The sequence below is a fragment of the Streptomyces pilosus genome (assembly GCF_014649835.1).
GTDB classification, from domain to species: domain Bacteria; phylum Actinomycetota; class Actinomycetes; order Streptomycetales; family Streptomycetaceae; genus Streptomyces; species Streptomyces pilosus.
Genome location: NZ_BMTU01000001.1, coordinates 640613 through 666197, shown reverse-complemented (window position 1 = coordinate 666197; position 25585 = coordinate 640613). Strand labels below are relative to the sequence as shown.

Annotated in this window: 22 protein-coding genes; 14 read left to right on the top strand and 8 right to left on the bottom strand. The window is 72.6% G+C overall.

Annotated elements, in window-relative coordinates; genetic code table 11:
• The 13 genes from IE118_RS03065 to IE118_RS03005 all read left to right on the top strand — a co-directional run bounded on the left by IE118_RS03065 (position 1) and on the right by IE118_RS03005 (position 13894).
• On the top strand, positions 1-1254 hold the full coding sequence (locus IE118_RS03065) for an MCE family protein (protein ID WP_189555653.1): 1254 nt from the start codon (positions 1-3) through the stop codon (positions 1252-1254).
• A complete protein-coding gene (locus IE118_RS03060) occupies positions 1251-2309 on the top strand; it encodes an MCE family protein (protein ID WP_189555652.1) in 1059 nt (352 codons plus the stop codon). Before IE118_RS03065 ends, IE118_RS03060 begins: the two co-directional genes overlap by 4 nt.
• Positions 2306-3358: an MCE family protein gene (locus tag IE118_RS03055; RefSeq protein WP_189555651.1), complete on the top strand. Its 1053-nt coding sequence runs from the start codon at positions 2306-2308 to the stop codon at positions 3356-3358. Before IE118_RS03060 ends, IE118_RS03055 begins: the two co-directional genes overlap by 4 nt.
• Positions 3355-4392, top strand: coding sequence for an MCE family protein (locus tag IE118_RS03050; RefSeq protein ID WP_189555650.1), 1038 nt, complete (start codon positions 3355-3357; stop codon positions 4390-4392). Before IE118_RS03055 ends, IE118_RS03050 begins: the two co-directional genes overlap by 4 nt.
• On the top strand, positions 4389-5717 hold the full coding sequence (locus tag IE118_RS03045) for an MCE family protein (protein WP_189555649.1): 1329 nt from the start codon (positions 4389-4391) through the stop codon (positions 5715-5717). Before IE118_RS03050 ends, IE118_RS03045 begins: the two co-directional genes overlap by 4 nt.
• The gene (locus tag IE118_RS03040) at positions 5714-6991 is read left to right on the top strand and encodes an MCE family protein (protein WP_189555648.1); all 1278 of its coding nucleotides are present in this window, start codon (positions 5714-5716) and stop codon (positions 6989-6991) included. Before IE118_RS03045 ends, IE118_RS03040 begins: the two co-directional genes overlap by 4 nt.
• Entirely contained in the window at positions 6988-7503 is a 516-nt protein-coding gene (locus IE118_RS03035; protein ID WP_189555647.1) for a hypothetical protein, read from the top strand. The genes IE118_RS03040 and IE118_RS03035 overlap by 4 nt, the downstream gene beginning before the upstream one ends.
• A gap of 386 nt (positions 7504-7889) precedes the next feature.
• Positions 7890-8567, top strand: a complete 678-nt coding sequence (locus tag IE118_RS03030; protein ID WP_229846670.1) for a nuclear transport factor 2 family protein — start codon at positions 7890-7892, stop codon at positions 8565-8567.
• Between the two features lie 25 nt (positions 8568-8592).
• Positions 8593-9141: an Rv1363c family protein gene (locus tag IE118_RS03025; protein WP_189555646.1), complete on the top strand. Its 549-nt coding sequence runs from the start codon at positions 8593-8595 to the stop codon at positions 9139-9141.
• A gap of 44 nt (positions 9142-9185) precedes the next feature.
• Positions 9186-9950 carry a hypothetical protein gene (locus tag IE118_RS03020; RefSeq protein ID WP_189555645.1) on the top strand — a complete coding sequence of 255 codons (765 nt, stop codon included), beginning with the start codon at positions 9186-9188 and terminating at the stop codon, positions 9948-9950.
• A 112-nt stretch (positions 9951-10062) separates the two neighbouring features.
• Positions 10063-11328, top strand: a complete 1266-nt coding sequence (locus IE118_RS03015; protein ID WP_189555644.1) for a lytic transglycosylase domain-containing protein — start codon at positions 10063-10065, stop codon at positions 11326-11328.
• Positions 11329-11501: 173 nt separating this feature from the next.
• The gene (locus tag IE118_RS03010) at positions 11502-12479 is read left to right on the top strand and encodes an arabinan endo-1,5-alpha-L-arabinosidase (RefSeq protein ID WP_189555643.1); all 978 of its coding nucleotides are present in this window, start codon (positions 11502-11504) and stop codon (positions 12477-12479) included.
• The gene (locus tag IE118_RS03005) at positions 12461-13894 is read left to right on the top strand and encodes a family 43 glycosylhydrolase (RefSeq protein WP_189555642.1); all 1434 of its coding nucleotides are present in this window, start codon (positions 12461-12463) and stop codon (positions 13892-13894) included. Before IE118_RS03010 ends, IE118_RS03005 begins: the two co-directional genes overlap by 19 nt.
• Positions 13895-13918: 24 nt before the next feature.
• Here IE118_RS03005 and IE118_RS03000 read toward each other — a convergent pair whose 3' ends face one another.
• From IE118_RS03000 to IE118_RS02965, 8 genes are all read right to left on the bottom strand, one after another.
• The gene (locus tag IE118_RS03000) at positions 13919-15667 is read right to left on the bottom strand and encodes a pyridoxal phosphate-dependent aminotransferase (protein WP_189555641.1); all 1749 of its coding nucleotides are present in this window, start codon (positions 15665-15667) and stop codon (positions 13919-13921) included.
• A 157-nt stretch (positions 15668-15824) separates the two neighbouring features.
• Complete coding sequence (locus IE118_RS02995) at positions 15825-16985, bottom strand: aldose epimerase family protein (RefSeq protein WP_189555640.1); 1161 nt, start codon at positions 16983-16985, stop codon at positions 15825-15827.
• Between the two features lie 54 nt (positions 16986-17039).
• A complete protein-coding gene (mmsB, locus tag IE118_RS02990) occupies positions 17040-18275 on the bottom strand; it encodes a multiple monosaccharide ABC transporter permease (RefSeq protein ID WP_189555639.1) in 1236 nt (411 codons plus the stop codon).
• A complete protein-coding gene (gene mmsA / locus IE118_RS02985) occupies positions 18272-19822 on the bottom strand; it encodes a multiple monosaccharide ABC transporter ATP-binding protein (RefSeq protein WP_189555638.1) in 1551 nt (516 codons plus the stop codon). The genes mmsB and mmsA overlap by 4 nt, the downstream gene beginning before the upstream one ends.
• A 32-nt stretch (positions 19823-19854) precedes the next feature.
• Positions 19855-20967 carry a multiple monosaccharide ABC transporter substrate-binding protein gene (gene chvE / locus IE118_RS02980; RefSeq protein WP_189555637.1) on the bottom strand — a complete coding sequence of 371 codons (1113 nt, stop codon included), beginning with the start codon at positions 20965-20967 and terminating at the stop codon, positions 19855-19857.
• A 135-nt stretch (positions 20968-21102) separates the two neighbouring features.
• Positions 21103-22071: a hypothetical protein gene (locus tag IE118_RS02975; protein ID WP_189555636.1), complete on the bottom strand. Its 969-nt coding sequence runs from the start codon at positions 22069-22071 to the stop codon at positions 21103-21105.
• A gap of 140 nt (positions 22072-22211) precedes the next feature.
• On the bottom strand, positions 22212-23216 hold the full coding sequence (locus IE118_RS02970) for a zinc-dependent alcohol dehydrogenase (protein WP_189555635.1): 1005 nt from the start codon (positions 23214-23216) through the stop codon (positions 22212-22214).
• Positions 23213-24376, bottom strand: coding sequence for a mandelate racemase/muconate lactonizing enzyme family protein (locus IE118_RS02965; RefSeq protein ID WP_189555634.1), 1164 nt, complete (start codon positions 24374-24376; stop codon positions 23213-23215). The genes IE118_RS02970 and IE118_RS02965 overlap by 4 nt, the downstream gene beginning before the upstream one ends.
• A 240-nt stretch (positions 24377-24616) precedes the next feature.
• On the opposite strand from IE118_RS02965, the gene IE118_RS02960 reads away from it, so the two are divergent.
• Positions 24617-25471, top strand: coding sequence for an SCO2400 family protein (locus IE118_RS02960; RefSeq protein ID WP_189555633.1), 855 nt, complete (start codon positions 24617-24619; stop codon positions 25469-25471).
• Positions 25472-25585 lie beyond the last annotated feature (114 nt).

Sequence of the window (25585 nt, the reverse complement as noted above, 5' to 3'; positions counted from 1 at the left end):
ATGAGCGGAGCACGAGGCCGCACACTGCGCCTGCGGTCGAGCGGGGTGGTGTTCCTGCTGGTGCCGGTCCTGCTGATCTGGCTGGCCGTCGCCGTCTACGACAAGCGGTTCACCGCGTCCGACCCGGTGGTCGTCGAGACCGGCAGCGTCGGCAACGAGATGCACCCGGGCGCCGAGGTCAAACTGCGCGGGGTCGTCGTCGGGGAGGTCCGCGCCATCGACGCCACCGAGGGAGGCGCCCGGCTCACCCTCGCCATGGAACCCGGCGCCCTCGACCACGTCCCCTCCGACGTGCGGGCGCAGATGCTGCCCACCACCCTGTTCGGCGAACGGTTCGTGGCCCTGGTGCCGCCGGCGTCGCCCTCGGACCGGCCGCTGACCGCCGGGGCCGTCATCCCCCAGGACCGCTCCGAGAACGCCGTCGAACTCCAGCAGGTCCTCGACGACGTCCTGCCGATGCTCACCGCGGTCCAGCCGCAGAAGCTGTCCGCGACCCTGTCGGCCGTCTCGCAGGCCCTGGAGGGGCGCGGTGGCCGGCTCGGCGACACGCTCGTGCGACTGGACGCCCATCTCGAGGAGTTCAATCCCCACCTGCCCGCCCTCAACCGGGACCTCAGGCACCTGGTGGAGGTGGGACACGTCTACGCGGACGCCGCGCCCGACATCATCACGGCGCTCACCGACTTCACCACCACCAGCGGCACCCTCGCCGAACAGGAGGCGGCCTACGCCCGCACCCTCGGGGCCACCACCCGCACGGCCGAGGACGTGACGGCCTTCCTGCGCGAGAACAAGGACACCGTCATCCGGCTCAGCGCGGCCGGCAGGCCCACCCTGGAACTGCTCGCCGAGTACTCCCCGTCCTTCCCCTGCACCCTGCGCACCCTCGCCGGCTTCGTCCCCGCCATGGACAAGGTGCTCGGCAAGGGCACCGACCGGCCCGGCATCCACGTCGACGTCACCGCCGTCCCCCCGCGCGGTGCCTACCTGCCCGGCCGCGACACCCCCGTGTACGACTCCGGGGGCGGCCCCCGCTGTCCCTCCGTCCCCTACCTCGGCACGTTGGCCCGGCCCGCCGCACAGGCGTCCGCAGCCGTCGAGCAGGACCTCGGGCCCGCCAACTCGCCGCAGGAGAACGACCTGGTCAACGAACTGCTCGCACCCGCGGCGGGCCGGACGCCCGGTGATCTGCCCGACTGGAGCAGCCTGCTCGTCGGGCCGGCCTACCGCGGAACGGAGGTGACGCTCGGATGACCCGCGCGGACAACGCCCACACCCGCCGCCGCCCGCTCACCGGGCCGCTGCTCAAGTCCCTGGTCTTCCTCGTGGTCACGGGCATCGCCACGACCGTGCTCGGCATCGGCGTCGCCAGTACCGGAATCGACACCGCGACCCGCACCTACCGGGCCCTGTTCACCGACGTCACGGGACTCGTCGAGGGCGACAGCGTGCGTATCTCCGGGGTGAAGGTCGGTGAGGTGACCGACGTCCGCGTCGTGCAACGGCGCACCGCGCAGGTCACCTTCACCGTCCGCGACGACCGGCGGCTGCCCGGGTCCGCCACCGCCGCCGTGAAGTACCTCAACATGGTCGGCCAGCGCTACGTCGCCCTCGGCCGCGGCAGCGGCGACCTCACCGGCACGCTCGAACCGGGCGACACCATCCCGCTCGACCGCACCACACCGGCCCTCGACCTGACGCTGCTCTTCAACGGGTTCAAGCCCTTGTTCGAGGGACTGTCCCCGAAGGACGTCAACGAACTCGCCGGATCGATCGTGCAGGTGCTCCAGGGCGAGGGCGCCACGGTGGACAGCCTGATCCGCCACATCGGCTCGCTCAGCACGACCGTCGCCGCCAAGGACAAGGTGATCGGCCAGGTCGTCGACAACCTGAGCACCGTCCTGGACACCCTCAACGACCGCGAGGCCGGCTTCGACGACCTCGTCGTCACCCTCCAGGACCTCGTCACCGGCTTCGACGGCGACCGCAAGCCCCTCGGCAGGGCGGTCGCGGCCATGGGCGACCTGACCACGGTCACCGCAGGACTCCTCGAGGACGGGCGCGCGCCCCTGAAGCGGGACATCCGCGAACTGGGCCGGCTCTCCACCGGCCTCGGCGGTCACCTGCCGCAGATCGAGGACTTCCTCGAACGGAGCCCCGCCAAGATGACCGCCCTGGCCCGGCTGTCCTCCTACGGGTCGTGGTTCAACCTCTACCTCTGCGAGGCACGCGTGAGCGGAGTGACCACCTCCGACGGCTCCCGGCCGCCGACCGGCATCGCGATCACCGAATCGAGGTGCCGCGGATGAGGCGCTTCACCGGGCGCCCCCGCCTCCGGCCCGTCAAGGAGCGCGAGCCGGTCGCCGTCGCCGTCGTGGGACTGGTCGCCCTCGCCCTGCTCGCCACCCTCGTCCTCACCGTGGACCGGCTGCCGTTCACCGGCGGCACGCGCTACAGCGCGGACTTCTCCGAAGCCGCCGGCCTCGCCGAGGGGGACGAGGTGCGCATCGCCGGCGTCAAGGCGGGCGAGGTCACCGGGGTCGCCCTCGACGGCCCCAAGGTCAAGGTCACCTTCGAGGTCGAGGACGTGTGGATCGGCGACCGGACCACCGCCGCCATCGCCATCAAGACCCTCCTCGGCGACAAGTACCTGGCGCTCGACCCGCTCGGCACCGGCCGGCAGGACCCGGACAGCCGCATCCCGCTGTCCCGCACCACCTCCCCCTACGACGTGACGCAGGCCTTCCAGGACCTCGGCTCCACCGTCGGGGACATCGACACCCGGCGGCTCGCGGAGAGCTTCGCGGCCCTCTCCGACACCTTCGCCGACTCCCCGCCGCATGTGCGCAAGGCCGCGGACGGCCTGTCCGCGCTCTCCAGATCCGTCTCCTCACGCGACGCGAAGCTCGCCGAACTCCTCAAGGGCAGCGCGCGGTTCACCAAGACGCTGCAGAACAGGCAGTCCAGCTTCGAGACCCTCCTGGAGGACGGCGGCTCCCTGCTCGGCGAACTCCACGACCGCCGGGACGCCATCCGTGCCCTGCTCAAGGGCAGCAGGAAACTCGGCAAGGAGCTCGGCGGCCTCGTCGACGACAACGAGAAGCAGCTCGGCCCCACCCTCAAGGCGCTGAGCCGGGTCACCGGCGTACTGGAGAGGAACAACACCGAGCTCGGCAAGACCCTCGCGCTGGTCGGCCCGTACTACCGCCTCGTGGGCAACACCCTGGGCAACGGACGGTGGTTCGACAGCTACCTGTGCGGCGTCATCCCCCGCGACTACCTGCCCGAGACGTCCCTGCCCGAGTCCGGCTGCCTGCCCCCGAAGCAGGCGGCGGCCCGGGGGAAGGGGGAGCGATGACCCCGCGCAGCAGACTCCTCACCGGCGTGCTCGCCCTCGCGGTGCTCGTCGCCGGCGCCCTGGCCGCCGTCCGCGTCCTCGACTCCGGCGGCACCCGGCTGACCGCCTACTTCGACCGGGTCGTCGGCGTCCACCCCGGATCCGACCTGCGCATCCTCGGTGTGCGGGTCGGCGAGGTGGAGTCGGTCCGCCCGCAGGGCACCACGGTGCGCGTCGGACTGCGCCTGGACGAGGGGGTGAAGGTCCCCGCGGACGCCCGGGCCGTGGTCGTCGCGCCGAGCGTCGTCGCCGACCGCTACGTGCAGCTCACCCCCGCCTACAGCGCGGGACCCGCGCTGGCCGAGGGCGCCGTCCTGCCCGCCGCCCGCAACCGCACCCCCGTCGAGATCGACCAGCTCTACGACTCGGTCACCGAGCTCGGCGAGGCGCTCGGCCCGGACGGCGCCAACGCGGAGGGCGCCCTGTCCGACCTGCTGCGCACCGGCGCCGCCAACCTCGAAGGCAACGGCGAGGCGATCGGCGACGGCATCGAGGAGTTCGGCAAGGCGGCCAGGACGCTCGACGGCAGCAGCGGCGACCTGTTCGGCACGCTGCGCAGGCTCCAGACCTTCACCACCATGCTGAAGGAGAAGGACTCCGACGTGCGCACCGCGCAGGAACGCCTGGACGAGGTCGTCGGCTTCTTCGCCGACAACAAGGACGACCTCACCGGCGCGCTCGAGGAACTGGGGTCCGCCCTCGGCCGGGTCAAGACCTTCGTCGAGGACAACCGGGGCGAGCTGAAGGGCAACGTCGACCGGCTCCTGCCCCTCACCCGGACCCTCGTCCAGCAGCGTGCCTCGCTGGCCGAGGCGCTCGACACCGCACCGCTGGCCGCGGGCAACCTGGTCAACGCCTACAACCCCGACTCCCGCACCCTCGACGGCCGGGCCAACCTCAACGAGATCAGCATGGGCGGCCCCCTGCTGCCGCTGCCCGCCGCGGGCGGCTCCTCCGCGGGCGGCGGCACGGGCCCCGGGAAGGGGGAGCGATGAGGCGCGGCACACGGCGCTCCGGCCCGGGAACGGCGGTGAAGCGCGGCCTGCTGACCGCGGGCGGCGCCGCCGGTCTCACCGCGGGCGGCCTGATCGCCCTGGGGCTCGGCTTCACCCTGGCCCTGGGCGCGGTCACCGTCGACCTTCCGCGCTTCGGCGGTCTGGAGGACCTGCCGCTGCCCGGTGGCGCCGACCTCGGTGACCGCCCCTACACCGTCACCGCGGAACTCCAGGACGTACTCAGCCTGGTCCCGCACTCCGCGGTGAAGGTCAACGACGTCGCCGTCGGCCGGGTCACCGCCGTCGACCTGGGCCGGGACGACTGGACGGCCCGCGTCACCATGGAGATCAACGGTGAGGTGCGGCTGCCGGCCGACGCCGCCGCCCGGGTCGAACAGTCCAGCCTGCTGGGCGAGAAGTACGTCCAGCTCGTCGCCCCCGGGAAGGACACCGGGGCCGGGCGGCTGGAGGACGGCGGCGTCATCCCGGTCTCCCGCACCGGCCGCGACACCGAGGTGGAAGAGGTGTTCGGCGCGCTGTCCCTGCTCCTCAACGGCGGCGGCGTCAACCAGCTGAAGACCATCACCCGGGAACTCAACTCGGCGCTCGGCGGCCGCGAACCGGCGGTCCGCTCCATGCTGAAGCGGGTCGACGCCCTTGTGACCGACCTCGACGACCACCGGGGCGACATCACCGACGCCCTCGACGCCGTCAACCGGCTCTCCACGACCCTCGCCAGCCGCAAGGAGGACGTCGGCACCGTCCTCACCGACCTCTCGCCCGGACTGAAGACGCTGGAGAGGCAGCGCGGCTCCCTGCTGACCATGCTGCGCTCCCTCGACACCCTGTCCGGCGTCGCCGTCTCCACCGTCGACGCGAGCAAGGACGACATGATCGCCGACCTCAAGGCCCTCGCCCCGACCCTGAAGGCCCTCGCGGACGCGGGCGCGGACCTGCCCGACTCGCTCGAGGTGCTGCTGACCTACCCGTTCACCGACGAGGTGCTGCGGGGGGTGAAGGGCGACTACCTCAACGTGTACCTGGACATGGTCGCCGTGCCCGGGACCCGGCTGATCCCGCCGCTGGTGCCCCCGGACACACCCCCGCCCTCCGCCCCGGCGGGCGACGGGCCGGGGGCGTCCGGGAAGCAGCGGCGCGCGGAGAAGCCCGCGGGGAGGGACAGCGGGGCACCCGCCTCGTCCCCGGCCCCGTCACCGGGCCGGCCCTCCTCACCGCCGCCGTCCTCCCCCCTGCCCCTGCCGTCCGTCCCCGCCACCGGGACGGCGACGGACCCGCAGGCCGCACCGGGAGGTGAGGCGGGATGATCACCCTCGCCGTACGGCTGAAGAACCTCGCCTTCCTCCTCGTCGCCGTCCTCGCCCTCTCCTTCCTGGGCATCCGCTACGCCGACCTCGGACGGTACGTCGGCGTCGCCGACTACTACACGGTCGACGTGCGACTCCCGCACACCGGCGGACTGTTCACCCACTCCGACGTCACCTACCGGGGCGTCTCCGTCGGCCGTGTCGGACCGATCGGCCTGACCGCCGACGGCGTCGTGGCCGAACTGCGCATCAAGAAGTCCGCCCCGCGCATCCCCGCCGACACCCGTGCGGTGGTCGCCGGGCTCTCCGCCGTGGGCGAGCAGTACATCGACCTGCGGCCGGAGAGCGGCGGCGCCCCCTACCTGGCCGACGGCGCCCGGATCGAGCGGGCCGACACCCAGGTGCCCCGGCCCGTCACCGACGTCCTCGCGAGCGTGGACGACCTCGCCCGCTCCGTCCCCCTCGACGATCTGCGCACCGTGGTGGACGAACTCGGTGCGGCCTTCGAGGGGCACGGCGACGACCTCCAGGTCCTGCTCGACAGCGGCAGCGCCTTCGTGGAGGCCGCCGACCGCGCCCTGCCGTCCACCACCCGGCTCATCACCGACGGCGAGACCGTCCTGCGCACCCAGGCGGAGGAGAAGCGTGCCATCCGCGACTTCGCCGTCGGGGCGGAGGAACTGGCCCGCGCGCTCAAGGGCTCCGACGCCGACCTGCGCCGCCTGCTCGCCGTCACTCCCGATGCGGCCGCCCAGGTCAGCGGCGTCCTGCGGGACCTCGACCCGAGCCTCGGCGTCGTACTCGCCAATCTCCTCACCACGTCCGAGATCGCCGTCACCCGGCAGCGCGGCACGGAGGAACTCCTCGTGAAGTTCCCGGCGGCCGTCGCCGCCGGGGCCACCGCCGTCGACGGAGGGAAGCTGAACTTCGGCATGGCCGTCACCTTCTTCAAGCCCCTGCCCTGCACCGCCGGCTACGGTGCCACGCGGTACCGGAACGGGCTCGACCTCGGCACCACGCCCGCCCTCAACACCGGCGCCGCCTGCACGTCCTCCGCCGCCGACGGGTACAACGTGCGCGGCGCCGCGAACGCTCCAAGAGGAGGCCCGGTCCCCGAGCCGGCCCGCCCCGGCTCGCTGCCCTCCGGCAGCGGCGGAGCGCGGACGGGCGGACCGGCCGCGCTGCCCGGTGCCCTCGCCCTGCCGGGGCAGGCGGGGGAGGCCCCGGGGAACATGACGGACCTCCTCGCCCCCGGCGTACGGAGCGCCCGATGAGGGCGGCCCGGGTCCTGGGCGGCGTGGGGCTCGCCGTGGCCGTGGCCTTCTGCGGCACCGGCGCGTGGACGTACGCGCAGGCCCGCGCCGACGACGCCCTCGCCCACGGCCGGGAGCGCGACCGGGTGCTCGCCGACGGGCGGGAGCGCGTCGCCGTGCTCACCACCCTCGACGCGTCGACCCGGCAGCGGGCGGCGACCGGCATACGGGCCTGGCGGGACGCCTCCACCGGGCCGCTGCGCGAGGAACTGGACGGCACCGGGGCCGAGACGGGCGCGTCGGCGCGCGGCACGGTCACCGAGGCGGCGGTGACCGCACTCGACACGCGGGCCGGAACGGCCAAGCTGATCGTCACCGTCCGGGTGGAGGTCACCCCCGCCGGGACGAAGAGGGCGACCACCGACCGCAAACGCCTGGAGGCGGTCCTGGCCCGGACGGGCGAGGGGGAGTGGAAGGTGAAGGCCCTGAGCGCGGTGCCGCTCTCGGGCGGGCGGGAGGAGGGGGACCGATGACCTTGTCGCGTCTGCTGCGCGGCGGCGGCCCGCACGACCCCGAGCACGACACGCCCGCGGGTGCGGACGAGGACTCCGGCGCGGACGGGGCGCAGGCGACGGACCCCGCCCCGGGAACGGACCCCGTCCTGGGAGAGGACCCCGTCCCGGCGGCGGGCCCCGTCCCGGCGGCGGATCCCGTGCCGGGGGAGGATCCCGTGCCGGTGGCGGGCCCCGTGCCGGGGGAGGATCCCGTGCCGGTGGCGGGCCCCGTGCCGGGGGAGGATCCCGTGCCGGTGGCGGGCCCCGTCCAGGGAGAGGACCCCGCTCCGGCGACGGGCCCCCCGCTGGGACGGGACGCCGCTCCGGCGACGGATCCCGTCCTGGGGGAGGGGCCCGCTCCGGCGATGGGCCCCGTGCTGGGGGAGGACGCCGCCCCGGGCAAGGATCCCGCCCCGGGTAAGGACGCCGCGCGGGCCGGGGACGCGGAGCCCGGGGGCGATCCGTGTACGGCCGGGGCGTCCGCCGGGGACCCGGCCGGCACCGGGCGGTCCCGGGACGGCCGTCCGGCCGGGAAGCGCCCGGCGCACCGACTGCGGCGGGTCGCACTCGGCGGGCTCGCCGCCCTGCTCGTCCTCGGCGGCTGTGCGTTCCTCCACGGCGCCCACCGGCTCGAGTCGGCCGGGTCCGCCCGGAACCGGGCGCTCACGGACGCCGCGGCCACCGACCGGGTCGCGGGTGAGGTCGGCAACGCGCTCGCGCGCGTCTTCTCGTACACGCCGGACGGCACGGCGGCCGCCGAACGCTCCGCGCGCGCCGTGCTCGACGGCCGTGCCGCCCGTCAGTACCGGGACCTCTTCGACCAGGTACGGGACGACCTGGCCGAGCAGCGCGTCACCCTGAGCACCCGTGCCGTCCGGACCGGGGTGATCGAACTCGACGGCGACCGGGCGCGCCTGCTGGTCTTCCTCGACCAGACCTCCCGCCGCGGCGACGGCGGGGCCACCACCGCGGCCGCCCAGCTCACCGTCACCGCCCGGCTGGAGAACGACCGCTGGCGGATCGTCGACCTCAAGGCCCGCTGAAGCGTGCGGGAGACTGGAGCACCCCATGAAACGCGCGGTCCGCGCCCTCACCGCCCGCCGTCCCCGTGCGCTCTCCTCCCTGCTCGTCGCCCTCGGCCTCACCGCGGGCGGCCTCGCGGCCTGGGCGGGCCAGGACTGGTACGCCGCGGCCCACGACGGCACGGCCGCCTACGCCGAGCAGCGGGACAGGGCACTGGCCGCCGGGGAGCAGGCCGTACTGAACCTCAACACGCTCGACCACCGGGACGTCGACCAGGGCCTCGACCTGTGGGAGTCGTCGACCACCGGCGAGCTGCACGAGCAACTCTCCGCAGGGCGCGACGAGTTCGCCGACCAGGTGAGGGAGGCGAAGACGGTCACCACGGCACGGGTGCTGTCGGGCGCCGTCACCGAGCTCGACGACCGGGCGGGCCGGGCCCGGGTCCTGGTCGCCCTGCGCGTCACCGTCAAGGCGGCCGACGGCGCCGGCACGGACAAGGACAGCCGCATGCTCGGCGAACTCACCCGCACCGGGGGCCGCTGGAAGCTGAGCGCCCTGGGACAGGCGCCCGTGGGCGGCGCACCGACCGGCTGACCCGGTCCCGTACCGCCGAGCCGCCGCACCGAGAGGACAGCACGATGTCGACGACCCGTCACCTCATCAACCGCCAGCGGCGCCGCCAGGCCCGTGGGACGCGGCCCGCCACCGCGGGCCCGGAGAGCGCCGGCGGGCGGCTCCGCGCGGGCGCCGCGGCCGTCCCGGCTCCTCCCGATCCACCGGCCGGGAACGGGACGCGGGACCGGAAGCCGGCCGCTTCCCGCACCCTCCGCGAGCCGGCCGCCGCCCGCGGCGCCCGGACCCGCCGGCCGGTGGTCCTCGTGGCGCTCTGCGCACTGACCGTGTTCCTCGGCGGGTTCGCCGGCTGGGCGCACGCGGAGGCGGAGGCGCTCCGTGACGAGCCGGCGCGGCGCAACACCGCGCTGACCGACCTCGCCCGCACCAGCGAGATCAAGGGACGGACGGCCGAAGCCGTCGACCGGCTCTTCTCCTACGACCACACCGACCCCGGCGCCCTCGACAAGGCCGCGCGGGACCTCCTGACGGGCAAGGCCGTGGAACAGCACCGCACCCTGCTCGCCGACGTGCGGGAGCGGGCCGACGCACAGAAGGCGGTGATCACCACGGCGGTCACCGAGAGCGCCGTCGAGCGGATCGACGGGGCGCGCGCCCGCGTCCTCGTCTACGCCGACCAGAGCAGCGTGACCACCGCCGGGGCCAGGACCGCCGGGGGCAAGGCCGCCGGGCAGGACGCGGGCGTGTACGCGGGCGCCCTGCTCGCCGTCGACGTGGTGCACCGCGACGGACGGTGGCTCGTCTCCGGCATCGACACCTTCGGCCGCTGAGGCCCACGCCGCCGACACCCCACCCCCCACGGGCGCACCCATCCACGGGCACCCCCGCCGGGCACGGACCGGCCGGGGCGCCGCGCCCCCTCATCCGACAGGAGTGACAGCCATGCCCGTACGCCGCGCACGTGGTCCGCGCACCGGCCGGACCCGCCGAGGACTGAGGACGACCGCCGTCACCGTGGCGGCCATGGCGGCCCTCACCGCCTCGCAGGCGCCCGGCCTCCTCGGCGGGCCGGCGGTCGCCCGTGCCGTCCCTCCCGCCGACGACGCCCGCGGGACGGCACCGGACGGCCCGTACATCGAGCCCGCACCGCCGGGCGACGACTCCTTCCACGTCGAACTGCCGCCCCTGGACACCGCGGACAGCGCGTCGGCCGCCCCGCCGGTCGTCCGGGCCCTGCGCGCCCGGTCCGGCATCCCGGCCACCGTGCTGCGCGCCTACCGCGCGGCCGAGACCTCCGTCGCCCGGACGGACCCCGGCTGCCGGCTGCCCTGGCAACTGCTCGCGGCGATCGGCAAGGTGGAGTCCGGGCAGGCGCGCGGCGGCGCGGTCGACCGCGCCGGCACGACCCTGGGCCGCATCACCGGACCGCCGCTCGACGGCCGCGGGTTCGCCCTGATCCGGGACACCGACGGAGGCGCTCACGACGGCGACACGGTCTACGACCGCGCGGTGGGCCCCATGCAGTTCCTGCCGTCCACCTGGGCCCGCTGGGGAACGGACGGCAACGGCGACGGCCGCGCGGACCCGAACAACATCTTCGACGCGGCCCTGGCGGCCGGACACTACCTGTGCGCGGGCGACCGGAACCTGGCCCGTGCCGCGGACCTGGACCGGGCGGTCCTCAGCTACAACCGCTCAGGGGCCTACCTGCGGCTGGTCAGACAGTGGCTGGAGTTCTACCTGAGCGGGGTCCACGCCGTCGCTGACGGCAGGGGCATCGTCCCCAGGAGCCCCGGCGCGGGCGGCGACACACCGGCGACCGGCCCCGTCGGCTCAGGCGGGAGCGGCGGCAGGGGAGGAGGGGGCGGCGGCATTGTCATCGGACCGGAGCCGAGCGCCTCCGGCGCCCCTGCCCCGTCTCCGAAGCCCTCGCCGCCCGCCACGGAACCGGCTCCCTCCTCCCCGCCCGGCCCCAGCGCCCCCCCGACCCCGACCCCGACCCCGACTCCGACCGGCCAGGAGCCCTCCGAGTCCCCCACGGGGACGCCGTCGCCCTCACCCGACCCGACCGGTCCGAGCCCCTCGCCCACCTCCCCGGACGACTGCCCCACCGAGTCCGCTCCACCGACGTCCGCCCCCACCGCCTCCCCGGTCGCGTCACCCTGCCCGGACCCGGACCCGAACCCTTCGGGCTCGCTTTCCGGCTGAGCCGGGTCTACCGTGCGGCCGGCCGCTGGAGGGCCGGCCGCGCTGGGCGGACGCCGGCCGGGTCCGCGCGGACCATTGACGTGCACACGGTTCGATTCTACGGTCTTGTTCGAACTTGCGATCGCTGTTCGGTATCACGAACGTGCTGACCCCCACCGCAAGGAGAACTCCGTATGAGCCGCACCCTCCGCAAGCGCGCCGTGCTCCTCGCGCTCCCCACCGCCGCGCTGCTCGCCCTCGTGCCGACGACCGCCACGGCGTACCCCGGCCCGGGGCGGGTCACCGGGTCCGTCGTCACGCACGACCCGTCGATGATCCGCACCCCGTCCGGCCAGTACCTGCTCTACGCCACCGGCGGCGGTATCAGCAGCAAGGCCTCCGCCGACCGCACCGCCTTCTCCGCCGGCGCCGACGCGTTCCCGTCCCGGCCGGGCTGGTGGCGCACCTACTCCTCCGTGCCGGAGGCGTGGGCACCGGACATCTCGTACCACGGCGGCAAGTACCTGATGTACTACTCCGTCTCGAAGTTCGGGTCGAACACCTCCGCCATCGGGCTCGCCGTCTCCACCACCGGACAGCCGGGCAGCTGGACCGACTACGGCACGGTCCTCACGTCGAACTCCTCCAGCGACTTCAACGCCATCGACCCCAACCTCTTCGTCGACGGCGACGGCACGTGGTGGCTGTCCTTCGGCAGTTGGTGGACCGGCATCAAGATGATCCAGATCGACCCCGCCACCGGGAAGCGGCTCTCCTCCAACACCACCCGCTACTCGCTCGCCTCCCGCCCGTCCGGGACCAAGGCCGTCGAGGCGCCGTTCATCGTCAAGCGGGGCGGTTACTACTACCTCTTCGCCTCGTACGACACCTGCTGCGCCGGCACCTCCTCCACCTACAAGGTCAAGGTCGGCCGCGCCACCGGCGTCACCGGGCCCTACCGCGACAGGAACGGCGTCTCGCTGATGAACAACGGCGGCACGCCCGTCCTCGAGTCGCACGGCAGCGTCATCGGCCCCGGCGGCCAGTCGATCATGAGCGACGTCGACGGGGACCTGATCGTCTACCACTACTACGACGGCAACGACAACGGCACCCCCAAGCTCGGCATCAACCTCCTGAACTGGAGCAGCGGATGGCCCGTCGCCTACTGATCCTGCTGGCCGCGTTGCTGCTCGCCCTCTCCTTCGGGCAGTCGTCCGCGCAGGCGGCCTCGTTCAGCAATCCCGTCAAGGCCCAGAAGGGCGCCGACCCCTGGATCGTCCACCACGACGGCCACTACTACCTGGTCAGCACGTCCTGGACCGACGTCATCACCCTGCGCAAGTCGCCCACCCTGGCCGGTCTCGCCACCGCTCCCAGCGTGCAGGTGTGGCAGGGCGACGCGGCCTCCCGGTGCTGCAACATCTGGGCGCCGGAACTGCACTACCTCAACGGGCGCTGGTACCTGTACTACGTCGCCGGGCAGAACGTCGCCGACTACAACCCCACCCAGCGCAGTCACGTACTGGAGAGCACCGGGGCCGATCCCATGGGGCCCTACGGCTACAAGGGGCAGCTCAACTCCTCCTGGATGCTGGACCCGACGGTCGCGACCATCAACGGGCAGCTGTACCTCTTCGGCAGCACGCACAACGGGACGCAGAACGTCGTCGCCGCGCGCATGTCGAACCCCTACACGGTGAGTTCGTCCTTCTCCACCGTCTCCACGCCCACCTACGACTGGGAACGGCAGGGCGGCACCGTCAACGAGGGACCGGAGATCCTCCAGCGGGGCGGGCGTACCTTCCTCGTGTACTCCGCCAGCGGCTGCTGGACGCCCGACTACGCACTCGGGCAGCTCACCCTCTCCGGGCCGGACCCCACGTCCGCCTCGTCCTGGACCAAGAAGTCCACGCCCGTCTTCCGGCGCAGCGACGGCAACGGTGTCTACGGGCCTGGCCACAACGGGTTCTTCACCTCACCGGACGGGACGGAGAACTGGATCGTCTACCACGCCAACGACTCCGCCTCCGACGGCTGCGACAACGGGCGTACGGCGCGGGCGCAGAAGTTCACCTGGAACGCGGACGGCTCCCCGAACCTCGGCACGCCCGTCCGTCTCGGGGCGAGCCAGGCCGGGCCCTCCGGCGAGCCGTCCACCGCCTCCACCACCTACACCCTCACCAACCGCAACAGCGGCAAGTGCCTTGGTCTGGCAGGCGGTTCCACCGCGGACGGTGCCGATGTGCGGCAGTACGCCTGCGACGGCGGCGCCCACCAGCGCTGGCGGCTGGAGGACCTCGGCGACGACACCCACCGGCTGGTGAGCGCCGCCACCGGCAAGGTGCTGGACACCGAGAACTGCTCCGCCGCGGACGGCGCCGACCTGCGTCAGTGGTCGTGGCTGAACAACACCTGTCAGCGCTTCCGGTTCGTGGCCACCGACGGCGGTCACGTCCGGATCGTCAACCAGGCGACCGGCAAGGTCGCCGACGTCGCCGACTGCTCCGCCGCGGACGGCGCCGACGTACGCCAGTGGACCTGGCTGAACAACGGCTGCCAACAGTGGAGACTCAGCCCGGCGTAGCCCGAGAGGCTGCCCCGGTGGGGCTCAGAGTGCCTGGCCCATCCCGGCGGCGTTGGGCCAGGCGGTCTGGGGGCCCGGCCAGCCCGTCGCCGGGGCCATGGAGAGGCCGTCGGTGCCCCTGACCTGGGCGGCTGTCAGGCCGCCGCGGGCGGGGACGCCGGGCGGGGTCGGTGCCGGGTACGCCGCAGCGGGCATCGGTGCCGAGGCGGCCGGGGCGAGTGGCTGGGCGGGCGGGGCGAGCGGCTGGGCGGGCATCGGCACGGGCTGCGGAAGCGGCTCCGGGAACTGCTGGGGCGCGGGCTGCGGCACCACCTGCGGTACCGGCTGCGGTACGACCTGCGACGCCGGCTGCGGCACCGCCTGCGGTACCGGCCGGTCGACGGGCTGGGTCGCCGGCTGCGGAAGACCCGGCGCCCCCGCCGACGCCGCGGCCGGCACCGGCATCCCGCCGGCCGGGTCCGCCGTGACGGTGGACGCGGCGGCGGGGAGCGGCATGCCGGTGCCGGCGCCCGGAGCGGCGGCGAGCCCCGGAGCGGCGGCCTGCGCGGCGAGTCCCCGCATGCCGGCGCCGTTGGTCTCGCTCACCAGGCGGTCCACCGCCGCCGTACCCGAGCTGTAGCCGGTCCCGCCGGCCTGCTCGGGCACGGCGGCTCCCCTCCTGGACGTCCCGTAGAGCACCTGTTCCAGGCCGGACACCAGGCGGCGTACGTCCACCTGGGGGCGCACCACGAGACGCAGGAAGCGGCTGGACGAGCCGATCTTGTTGCCGCACTCGCGGACCAGGATCCGGTGCTCGGTGAGCATCCGGTCCCGGACCACGGTTCCCTCGGCGCCCACGGGCAGGCGCACGAAGAGGAAGTTGCCCTGGGACGGGTAGACCGTCAGCCCGGGCAGCGAGGAGAGCTGGCCGGACATGTCCATCCGGTCGCGGCGCACCTGGTGCAGGCTCTGCGCGTACTCGGCGCCGTGCTCCTTCAGCATGAACACCACGTGCTCGGCGAAGGAGTTGAGGTTCCACTTGGGGAGCATGGAGCGGATCCTGCCCGCGAGCGCCGGGTTGGCGACCAGGTAGCCGAAGCGGATGCCGTGCAGGCCGAAGTTCTTCCCCAGGCTGCGCAGCACGATGACGTTGGGCCGCAGCATCGCCTCCTGCACCACCGACGGTTCCACCTCGGCGTCGGCGAACTCCAGGAACGACTCGTCGATCACCACCAGGTCCAGGTCGGCCATCGCGTCCATGAACTGCACCACCGCGTGCTTGTGCAGGAAGCCGCCGTCGGGGTTGTTCGGGTTGCAGATCACCGCCACCCGGGTCCCCCGGGCCCGGATGAACTCCGCGTACTGCGCCAGGTCGAGGGCGAAGCCGCCGGACTCCTGGAGCGGGAACATGTCGACCCGCTTGCCCGTCTCCATGGGCTGGTCGGTCCAGCGGCCGAAGGTCGGGACGGGCACGGCGAGGGACTCCCGGACCAGGAGGTGGTCGATCCAGGTGATCAGCTCCGTCGAACCGTTGCCCATCGCCACGCACTGCGGCGGGAGCTGCAGCAGGCTGCACAGCTCGGCGGTGATGGTGTCGGCGCCGCTCGGGTAGTACGTGATGATGTCGCGCAGCCGCGCCGCCATGTCCTCGAACATGGCGGGGGTGGGGAAGTACGGATTGCAGGGGATGCAGAAGTCCACCGGCCCGGCCCCGTCGCTCTCCCGTGCCAGCGCCGCCATCGACGGACTGTGCGCCGCGGTGCTGCGGAACAACGAGGCGACGTTGTCGGCCATGGAACCTCCGTGTACGGCGGGCCCGCCGGGGACGTGTCGGGACCGTCATGCCTGGGTGGCCCGCGCGGGGGAGCACGGGCCACCCAGGAGTACGGAGCGGCGCGCGCCGCCGTTCAGCTCATGTGAGGAGAATGTGACGGCGGCGCGTGACGGGGGCTCACGCCCGGAACGAGTGGACCGTCGTCGTCCGGTAGGTCTCTCCCGGCCGCAGCACGGTCGACGGGAACGACGGCCGGTTCGGCGCGTCGGGGAAGTGCTGGGTCTCCAGGCACAGTCCGTCGCCCTGCCGGTACACCCGGCCGCCGCTGCCGACGAGGGTGCCGTCGAGGAAGTTGCCGGAGTAGAACTGGAGCCCCGGCTCGCCGGTGGCGATGCGCAGGGTGCGGCCGGAGGCCGGGTCGCGCAGGGTGGCGGCGTGCTCGGGACGCGTGGTGATGCCCTTGTCCAGCACCCAGTTGTGGTCGAAGCCCTGCCCGTACAGCACCTGCTGGTGCGCGGTGCGGATGTCCCGGCCGACCGGCTTGGCACGGCGGAAGTCGAAGGGGGTGCCCGCGACCCGCGCCAGTTCGCCGGTGGGGATCAGTCCGGAGTCGACCGGCGTGTAGCGGGAGGCGGCGATGGACAGCTCGTGGTCGTACACCGAGCCGCTGCCCTCACCGGCGAGGTTCCAGTAGACGTGGCTGGTGAGGTTGACGACGGTGGGCTTGTCGGTGGTGGCCTCGTAGTCGACACGCCAGTCGCCGCCGCGGGTGAGGGTGTAGGTGACCTTGGTGCGCAGGGTGCCCGGGTAGCCCATCTCCCCGTCGACGGCGGTGTAGTACAGGTGGAGGCCGACGTCCGAGCCGCGGGTGAAGGGCTCGACGTCCCAGACCCGCTTGTCGAAGCCCTGTGCGCCGCCGTGCAGGCTGTTCTCGCCGTCGTTGACGGAGAGCTGGTACTCCTTGCCGTCGAGGGTGAAGCGGCCCCGGCCGATGCGGTTGCCGTAGCGGCCGATCAGGGCGCCGAAGTACGGGCTGGAGGCGACGTACTCCTCGAGGGTGTCGAAGCCGAGGGAGACGTTGGCGTGCCGGCCGCGGCGGTCGGGGATCTCCAGGGACTGGACGATGCCGCCGTAGGAGAGGACCCGCATGCGGGTCCCGCCGTTCTCCAGTGACCAGCTGTGGACCTTGGTGCCGTCGGCGAGCCGGCCGAAGAGGCTGCGCGCCGGCTTCCCCCGGCCCGGTGAGGCGTGGGCCGTCCCGCCGAAGGCGGAGCCGGCGGCCACACCGGCCGCCGCCGCTCCGGCTCCCGCGATGACCGTGCGTCTGTTCAGTTCCATGTGCCGCTCCCGGAAGGGAAGGGGCCCCGCCGTCCGGCGGGGCCCGGGGCTGACTTACGAACCGACCTTGCGCTTGTTCCACACGTCGAAGCCGACCGCCGCCAGCAGGACCAGGCCCTTGATGACCTGCTGCCAGTCGGTGCCGATGCCGACGAGGTTCATACCGTTGTTCAGCACGCCCAGGACCAGGCCGCCGATGATCGCGCCGAGGACCGTGCCGACACCGCCGGCCATCGACGCGCCGCCGATGAAGGCGGCCGCGATGGCCTCCAGCTCGAAGTTGAGTCCGGCCTTGGGAGAGGCCGCGTTGAAGCGGGCGGCGAAGACCAGACCCGCCAGGGCCGCGAGCATGCCCATGTTCAGGAACACCAGGAAGGTGACCTTCTTGTCCCGCACGCCCGACAGCTTGGCCGCGGGCAGGTTGCCGCCGATGGCGTAGATGTGGCGGCCGATGACGGCGTTGCGCATCACGTAGCCGAAGCCGACGAGCAGCGCGCCGAGGATCAGCAGCACGATCGGGGCGCCCTTGTAGCTGGCCAGCAGCATCGTCACCACGAGAACGGCGGAGGCGAGCGCGACGAGCTTGAGCAGGAACAGCTTGGCCGGCAGGACGTCGAGGGCGAACTCCTTCTGGCGCCGGCGGTCGCGGACCTCCTGGAGGACGACGAGCCCGATCAGGGCGAGACCGAGGAGCAGGGTGAGGTTGTGGTAGTTCGTCTCGGGACCGACCTCGGGCATGAAGCCGTTGGCGACCTTCTGCAGGCCCTTGGGGAAGGGGCCGAGGGTCTGCCCCTCAAGGAAGATCTCGGTGAGACCGCGGAAGGTGAGCATGCCCGCGAGGGTCACGATGAACGACGGTATGCCGCCGTAGGCGATGAACCAGCCCTGGATCGCTCCCGCGATGGCGCCCACCAGCAGGCACAGCACCACCGCGAGCGGCCACGGTATGTCGTTCCTGACCATGAACACCGCGGCCATGGAGCCGACGAACGCGGTCAGCGAGCCGACCGACAGGTCGATGTGGCCCGCGATGATGACCAGCATCATGCCGATCGCGAGGATCAGGATGTAGCTGTTCTGGAGCACCAGGTTGGAGACGTTGCGCGGCAGCAGCAGGTCGCCGTCGGTCCACACCGCGAACAGCGCCACGATCAGGCCGAGCGCGATCAGCATGCCGTACTGCCGCATGTTGCGGCGCATACCGTCCAGCATCAGCTGGAGCAGGCCGTCACCCGATCCGTTCCGGCCCGGCGGCGCGGCGGCCGGGGTCTTGTCGGTGACTGTGCTCATCGGGATACCTCTTTGTCCTTCGTCATCTGACGCATCAGCGATTCCTGGGAGGCCTCGGCCCGCGAGAACTCACCGGTCAGCCGTCCTGCGGCCATCGTGTAGATGCGGTCGCACATGCCGAGCAGCTCGGGCAGCTCGGAGGAGATGAAGACGACCGCCTTGCCCTGGGCGGCCAACTGGTCGATGACCGTGTAGATCTCGTACTTGGCGCCGACGTCGATGCCGCGGGTCGGCTCGTCGAGGATCAGCACGTCGGGACCCGCGAAGATCCACTTGCTGAGCACGACCTTCTGCTGGTTGCCGCCGGACAGCTTGCCCACCGGCTCGAACACCGTCGGCGCCTTGATGTTCATCGACTTCCGGAAGCCCTCGGCGACCTGCCGCTCCTCGTGCTCGTCCACCACACCCCGGCGGGCGACCTTCCCGAGGGCGCTGAGCGAGATGTTGCGGTTGATGGTGTCGATGAGGTTCAGGCCGTAGTGCTTGCGGTCCTCGGTGACGTACGCGATGCCGTGCCCGACCGCGTCCGGGACGGTCCTCGTCCGGATCTCCCGGCCGTCCTTGAGGACCGTGCCGCCCGCGTACCGGCCGTAGGTGCGGCCGAAGATGCTCATGGCGAGCTCGGTGCGGCCGGCGCCCATCAGGCCGGCGATGCCGACGATCTCGCCGCGCCGGACCGTCAGCGACACGTCGTCGACGACCTTGCGCTGCTGGTCGATGGGGTGGTGCACGGTCCAGTTGCGGACCTCCAGGGCGGGGGCGGTGCCCTCCTCCGGGTGGTGCGGGGTCCGCTCCGGGAAGCGGTGCTCCAGGTCCCGGCCGACCATGCCGCTGATGATCCGGTCCTCGCTGGTGGCGGCGGCCTTCACGTCGAGCGTCTCGATGGTCCGCCCGTCGCGCAGGATCGTCACCGAGTCGGCGACCCGGCGGATCTCGTTCAGCTTGTGGGAGATGATGATGGAGGTGATGCCCTGTTCCTTCAGCTGGAGGATCAGGTCGAGGAGCTTGCCGCTGTCCTCGTCGTTGAGCGCCGCGGTCGGCTCGTCGAGGATGAGCAGTTTCACCTTCTTCGACAGCGCCTTGGCGATCTCCACCAGCTGCTGCTTGCCCACACCGATGTCGGCGACGCGGGTCTCGGGGTGCTCGTCGAGCCCCACCCGGCGCAGCAGTTCGGCCGCGTGCCTGAGGGTCTCGTTCCAGTTGATGAAACCGCGGGTGGCGTGCTCGTTGCCGAGGAAGATGTTCTCGGCGATGGACAGATAGGGCACCAGGGCCAGCTCCTGGTGGATGATCACGATGCCGTGCTGCTCGCTGGCCCGGATGTCCTTGAACCGGCAGACCTCCTCCTCGAAGAGGACCTCCCCCTCGTAGGTGCCGTGCGGGTGGACGCCGGAGAGGACCTTCATCAGGGTCGACTTGCCGGCGCCGTTCTCGCCGCAGATGGCGTGGACCTCGCCCTGCCGGACGGTCAGGGTGACGTCCGACAGCGCCTTGACGCCGGGAAAGGTCTTGACGATCGAGCGCATTTCCAGGACGGGTCCCGCCATGGTCGTGCCTTCCAGTCAGGGGTGGGCGGGGGTCAGTTGAGGTCGCTCTGCTTGATGTAGCCGGAGTCGACGACGACCTTCTGGTAGTTCTCCTTGTCGACCGCGACCGGCTCCAGGAGGAAGGCCGGGACGACCTTGGCACCGTTGTCGTAGGTCTCGGTGTCGTTGGTCTCGGGCTTCTTGTCGTTGAGCAGCGCGTCGACCATGTCGGAGGCGACCCGGGCGAGTTCGCGGGTGTCCTTGTAGACGGTCATCGACTGCTCGTCGGCGATGATGGACTTCACCGAGGCGACCTCGGCGTCCTGGCCGGTGACGACCGGCAGCGGCTTGCTCGCCGAGCCGTAGCCGTCCGACTTCAGGGACGACAGGATGCCGATGGAGATGCCGTCGTACGGCGAGAGCACCGCGTCCACCCGGTCGCTGCGGTAGGCCGAGGTCAGGATGTCGTCCATGCGCTTCTGGGCGGTGCCGCCGTCCCAGCGCAGGGTGGTGACCTGGTTCAGCTCGGTCTGCCGGGACTTCACGACGAGCTGCTTCTTGTCGATGTAGGGCTTCAGGACGTTCATGGCGCCCTGGAAGAAGTAGCGGGTGTTGTTGTCGTCGTTGGAGCCGGCGAACAGCTCGATGTTGAAGGGGCCCTTCTTGCTGCCGTCCTTCAGGCCGAGCTTCTCGACGATGTAGGTGCCCTGGAGCTCGCCGACCTTCTCGTTGTCGAAGGAGGCGTAGTAGCCCACGTTCTCCGTGCCGAGGATCAGGCGGTCGTAGGAGATCACCGGGATGTCGGCGTCCTTGGCCTGCTGCAGCACGTTGTTCATGGACTTGTTGTCGATGGCGGCGACGATCAGCGCGTCCACGCCCTGCGTGATCAGGTTCTCGATCTGCGAGACCTGCTGGTCGGGGTCGTCCTCGCCGTAGACCAGCTTGGTCTTGTAGCCCTTGGACTTGAGGTTCTCGACGACGTTGTTGCCGTCGGCGATCCAGCGCTCGGAGGACTTGGTCGGCATCGCGACGCCGATGGTGGCTCCCTCGGAGCCTCCCTTGTCGTCCTCGCTGCCGCCCTCGCTGTTCTGCCCGCAGGCGGTGAGGGTGAGGGCGAGGGAGGCGGCCGTGGCCGCGGCGGCGAGTGCGGCTCTGCGATTACGCATGATCATCATCCTTGATGTCTGTGGGCGGGGTCGGTCGAGGCGTCTGCGGGGGGAGGTGGAGCCGGAGGGCCGAGATCAGGTGTGTGGGATTGTGCGCGGCTGTGTCTGCTTCTGTGAAGTCGCTTTTCCGGAACGTTATGACGGAGTTTCGAAACGGTGCAGGTCGCCGGGGAGCCGGGAGCCGAGCGGTGCCATGTCGCCGTCCGCGCCGTGGCGGGCGAGCAGGTCCAGGGCCAGCCGGCCGCGCCGCACGCGCTCCTTCGCGGTCGCCAGGGTCAGCTCCCGCATGTGGTGCCCGTACGGATAGATCCCGGGCGCCTTCGCCAGGCCGAACTTCAGGTACAGCGGGGCTCCCCGCCGGATCAGCTCGGCGACCTCGTACATCCGCACGTAGCCGCCCAGGTCGTCCGGGGCCTCGATGTACATGTCCATCGGGGCGGCCGACACCCGCCGGATCTCGGTGAGATGGGCCAGCGTCAGGTCGCTGGGCACGTTGACGGAGTCCGCGCCGAGCCGCTCGTAGACCGCGTACGAGGCCGGGTTGACCGGTCCGACGAGCGCCGAGACCTTCAGCGTGGTGTCGGCGGGCAGCAGCCCGGCCGTCCGCGCCCGGTGCAGCGTCCACAGCACGCCCTCGTCCGCGACGAGCAGGCACTTCACGCCCAGCTCCGTGGCCCGCACCGCGTCCTCGACGCAGCCGGCGACCGCGTCGTGTCCCCGGGCGCGCAGCCCCGCGCCGTTCGAGTCGGTCCGGGTGGAGCCGCCGATGTCCCAGGTGCCGCGGGGGCCGGTGAACAGGCAGAGCTCGATGTCCCGCTCCGCGGTGGACTCCACCATCTCGGTGATCTCGGTGTCGGTCAGCATCCAGACGCCGCTGCCCTGGCTGATCCGGTGGATCGGCACGTCGAGGCGGGAGGCCTCCTTCAGCACCACCGCCAGCGCCTCGGGCCCCTCGCACGAGGGGATCTCGGTGCGCCAGCGGCCACCACCGGGGAAGGCGTGCGGTGAGGCGTCGGCGGGGTCGAGGGCGGGTGCGTCCAGGCCGAGCGCGGCGAGCGCCCGCTCGCCGGGCCGGCGGGGCGCCTTGGCGGAAGCGTCGGTCACGGGGTGTCCTTCGTGTTCGATATGTCGGACGAGGTTCGCGACCCGGGATACGGGCCGGGCGGGTCCGGGGCGAAGAGGGGAGCGGCGGAGGGGGTACGCCGGTACGGGGGCCGTCGGGTCGCCCTCGTACCGGCGTACGGTCAGGGGCGCAGCAGGACCTTGCCCACCTCCGGATCGCCCGAGCCCACCAGCTCGATGGCCTCGGGGAACCGGGCGAGCGGCAGTTCGTGGGTCACCAGCGGCAGCGGGTCGAGCAGCCCGGCGGCGAACACCCGCACGGTGTGCGCCCAGGCGTCCGGCGGCGCGCCGAAGACGGTGTGCACCTCCAGCTGCCGCACGACCAGGTCGGTCGGGTCGAGCCCGTCGGCGCCCGGCGCCGGGATGCCGGTCAGGACCAGCCGCCCGCCCCGGCGCAGCAGCGAGGCCGCGGTACGGGCCGCGTCCGCGGACCCGGCGGTCTCGATCACCACGTCGAAATCGCCCGGGAGGGGCCCGTCCTTGGTGCGGAAGCCGGTCGCCCCGAACCGCCGCGACAGCGCCTCGCGGTCGCCCCGGGTGCCGACCACCAGCAGTTCGGCGGGAGAGGCCGCCCGCAGGAACTGCACCGCGAACATGCCCAGGGTGCCGGTGCCGACCACCGCGACCCGCTCACCGGGCACGGCGTTCGCCTTCAGCGCGGCGGCCGCGACGCAGGCGGCCGGCTCCAGCAGCGCGGCGGCGCTCAGGTCGGCGTCGTCCGGGAGGACGTGCAGCAGCCGGGCCGGCAGGGTCAGCGTGGCGGCCATGGCGCCCGGCTGGGTGAACCCGGTCTCCTCGTAGCCGGCCGCGCACAGCGTCGTCTCACCGGCGTGGCAGCGGTCGCAGACCTGGCAGTTGCGGAAGCCCTCACCGACGACCCTGCGGCCGGTGAGCGACTGCGGCACCCCCGCGCCCACCCGCTCGACGGTGCCGGACCACTCGTGTCCCGGCGTCAGCGGGTAACGCACGTACCCCTCGGGCCGGTTGCCCTGGTAGACCTCCCGGTCGCTGCCGCAGATGCCGGCCGCGTGCACCCGGACGAGCGCCTCGCCGGGCGCGGGGTCGCGGGGCTCGTGCGGGACCAGGCGGTGCTCGCCCGGTGCCTCGACGACGACGGCGGTGCTCACTTCGTCCCCTTGGGCTTGCGCTGCTCCCAGCCCTCGGCCCACAGGTCGAACCGGGCCTGCTGCTGCGGGAACTCGGCCGCCGCGTCGACGTCCAGCTCCACGCCGAGCCCGGGGGCGTCGGAGAGGTGGAAGCAGCCGTCCTCCGGGTCCACCTGGGGGGCGCCCTTGACGACCTTCTTGATCTCCGCGTCCGCGAAGTCGTTGAAGTGCTCCAGGATCTTGAAGTTCGGGGAGGTGAAGCCGACCTGGAGGGACGCGGCGGTGAGCACCGGGCCGCCGACGTTGTGCGGGGCGACCAGCATGTAGTGGGTCTCGGCGGTCGCCGCGAGCTTGCGGGTCTCCCAGATGCCGCCGATGTGGCCGACGTCCGGCTGGAGGATGTCGACCGCCTGGCTCTCGAAGAGTTCGCGGAACTCGATGCGGTCGTGGATGCGCTCGCCGGTGGCGAGGGGCATGTCGACCTTCGCGGCCACCTTCTCCAGCGCCTTGAGGTTCTCCGGCGGCACCGGCTCCTCCAGCCAGGCCGGCTTGAACGGTGCCAGCTCGTGCGCGAGGCGGACGGCGGTGGCGGGGGAGAAGCGGCCGTGCATCTCCAGCATGAGTTCGGCGTCGGGGCCGATGGCGTCGCGCACCGCCTCGATCAGGGAGACCGCGTACAGGGTCTGCCGGTGGTCGAGTTCGAAGTGGCCGATGCCGAACGGGTCGATCTTCAACGCCCGGTAGCCGCGCTCCATCACCGCCCGCGCCGCCTTGTGGTACGCCTCCGGGGTGCGCTCGGTGGTGTACCAGCCGTTGGCGTACGCCTTGACCTTGTCGGTGACCTTGCCGCCGAGCAGCTGCCACACGGGCACGCCGAGGGCCTTGCCCTTGATGTCCCAGCAGGCCATCTCGACGACGGCGATGCCGGACATCACGATCTCGCCCGCGCGGCCGTAGTCGCCGTACTTCATCCGGCGGACAAGGTCCTCGACAGCGAACGGATCCGAGCCGAGAATGTGGTTGACCTCGGCTTCCTTCAGGTAACCCAGGAGGGCGTCGGTGTGCCCCAGCATCCTGGTCTCGCCGACTCCGGTGATTCCCTCGTCGGTGTGCACCTGGACGTACGTCAGGTTGCGCCACGGCGTCCCGACCACGTGTGTGCTGATTCCGGTGATGCGCACGGCAGTTCGCCCCTCGCTGCGGTTGTGGACCTGTCTTCGGTGCCTGCGGTTCGACGTGTTCGATATTTCGTCACACGTTCGAAATGCTGGCGTGACAGTAAGGACGGCGTGGTGGGGGTGTCAATGGGTCGCGCGCACAACGGTTTCGACAGTTTCGAAACCTATGGGCATTGGTCCGCACCAAACCTTCACAGCAAGGCCTAGGAACCGGACCGGACCGGAACCTAACCTTCCCGCGTCATGGACTTTTGCCACCCGTGCCGACGGCACCTCAACGGCGCCCTGGCCTGCCCCGGTTGCGGCACGCCCGTGGAGACGCTCCGCCTCCAGCAGCCACCGGAGCCCGCCGTGCCCCCGGGCTACGGGGAGGGCGGGGCCGGGACCGCCGGGGACACGGGAACGGCGCCGGCCGAGGAGCCCGTCGGAACGCCGCCCGAAGAACCCGTCGGGACGCGTGCCCAGGAGCCCGCCGGGGAACGCGCCGAAGCGTCCGGCGGGGAGTACGGCGACGGGACGCCGCCGGGGCGGCGGGCGGCCCGGCGGCAGGGGCGCGGGCGCGGATCCGCGGACGAGGACCCCTCGGAGGGGCAGAGCCGCCGGGACCGCAAGGCCGCCGCGCACCGCCGCAGGCGCAACCGCACGCTGCTGATCGCGGCGGGCTTCGTCCTGGCGGCCGGTGCGCTGAGCCTCGCCGAACTCGGCCTGGAGATACCCGGATCGAAGCCGGAGCCCGCGGTGGCCGGGGAGGAGTCGCCCGACGGCGGCTCCGCCGAGGTGGAGCCGGAGGAGTCGCCGAGTGGAGCCGTGGACGTGCGGGCGCCACAGGACTCGCCCGGCCCCTCGGCGTCCGGGTCACCCTCGGCCTCCGCGTCACCGCGGGACGAGGAGTCCGGGGAGGCGGAGGAGGAGGAACCCGAGGAGGAGGACACCTCGTCCGCGCCCGCGGAAGCGCCGCCGGCCGACCCGACGACGGCTCCGCCGGCGCAGCCGCCGTCCGGACCGGAGACGCCGGACCCGGCCCCGACCACCGAGGAGCCCGCACCGGAGCCCGAGCCGTCCGAGACCTGCGACCGCTTCCTGTGGTGGTGCACGTGAGCCGTCCGGCGCTCCCGGAGTGCTCCGGGCCCGCGTGAGCCGGGGGGCGTGCCGCCCCCGGCGTGCTCCGGGCCCGCGCGAGCCGGGAGGCCGCGCCGGCCCCCGGCGCCGCGC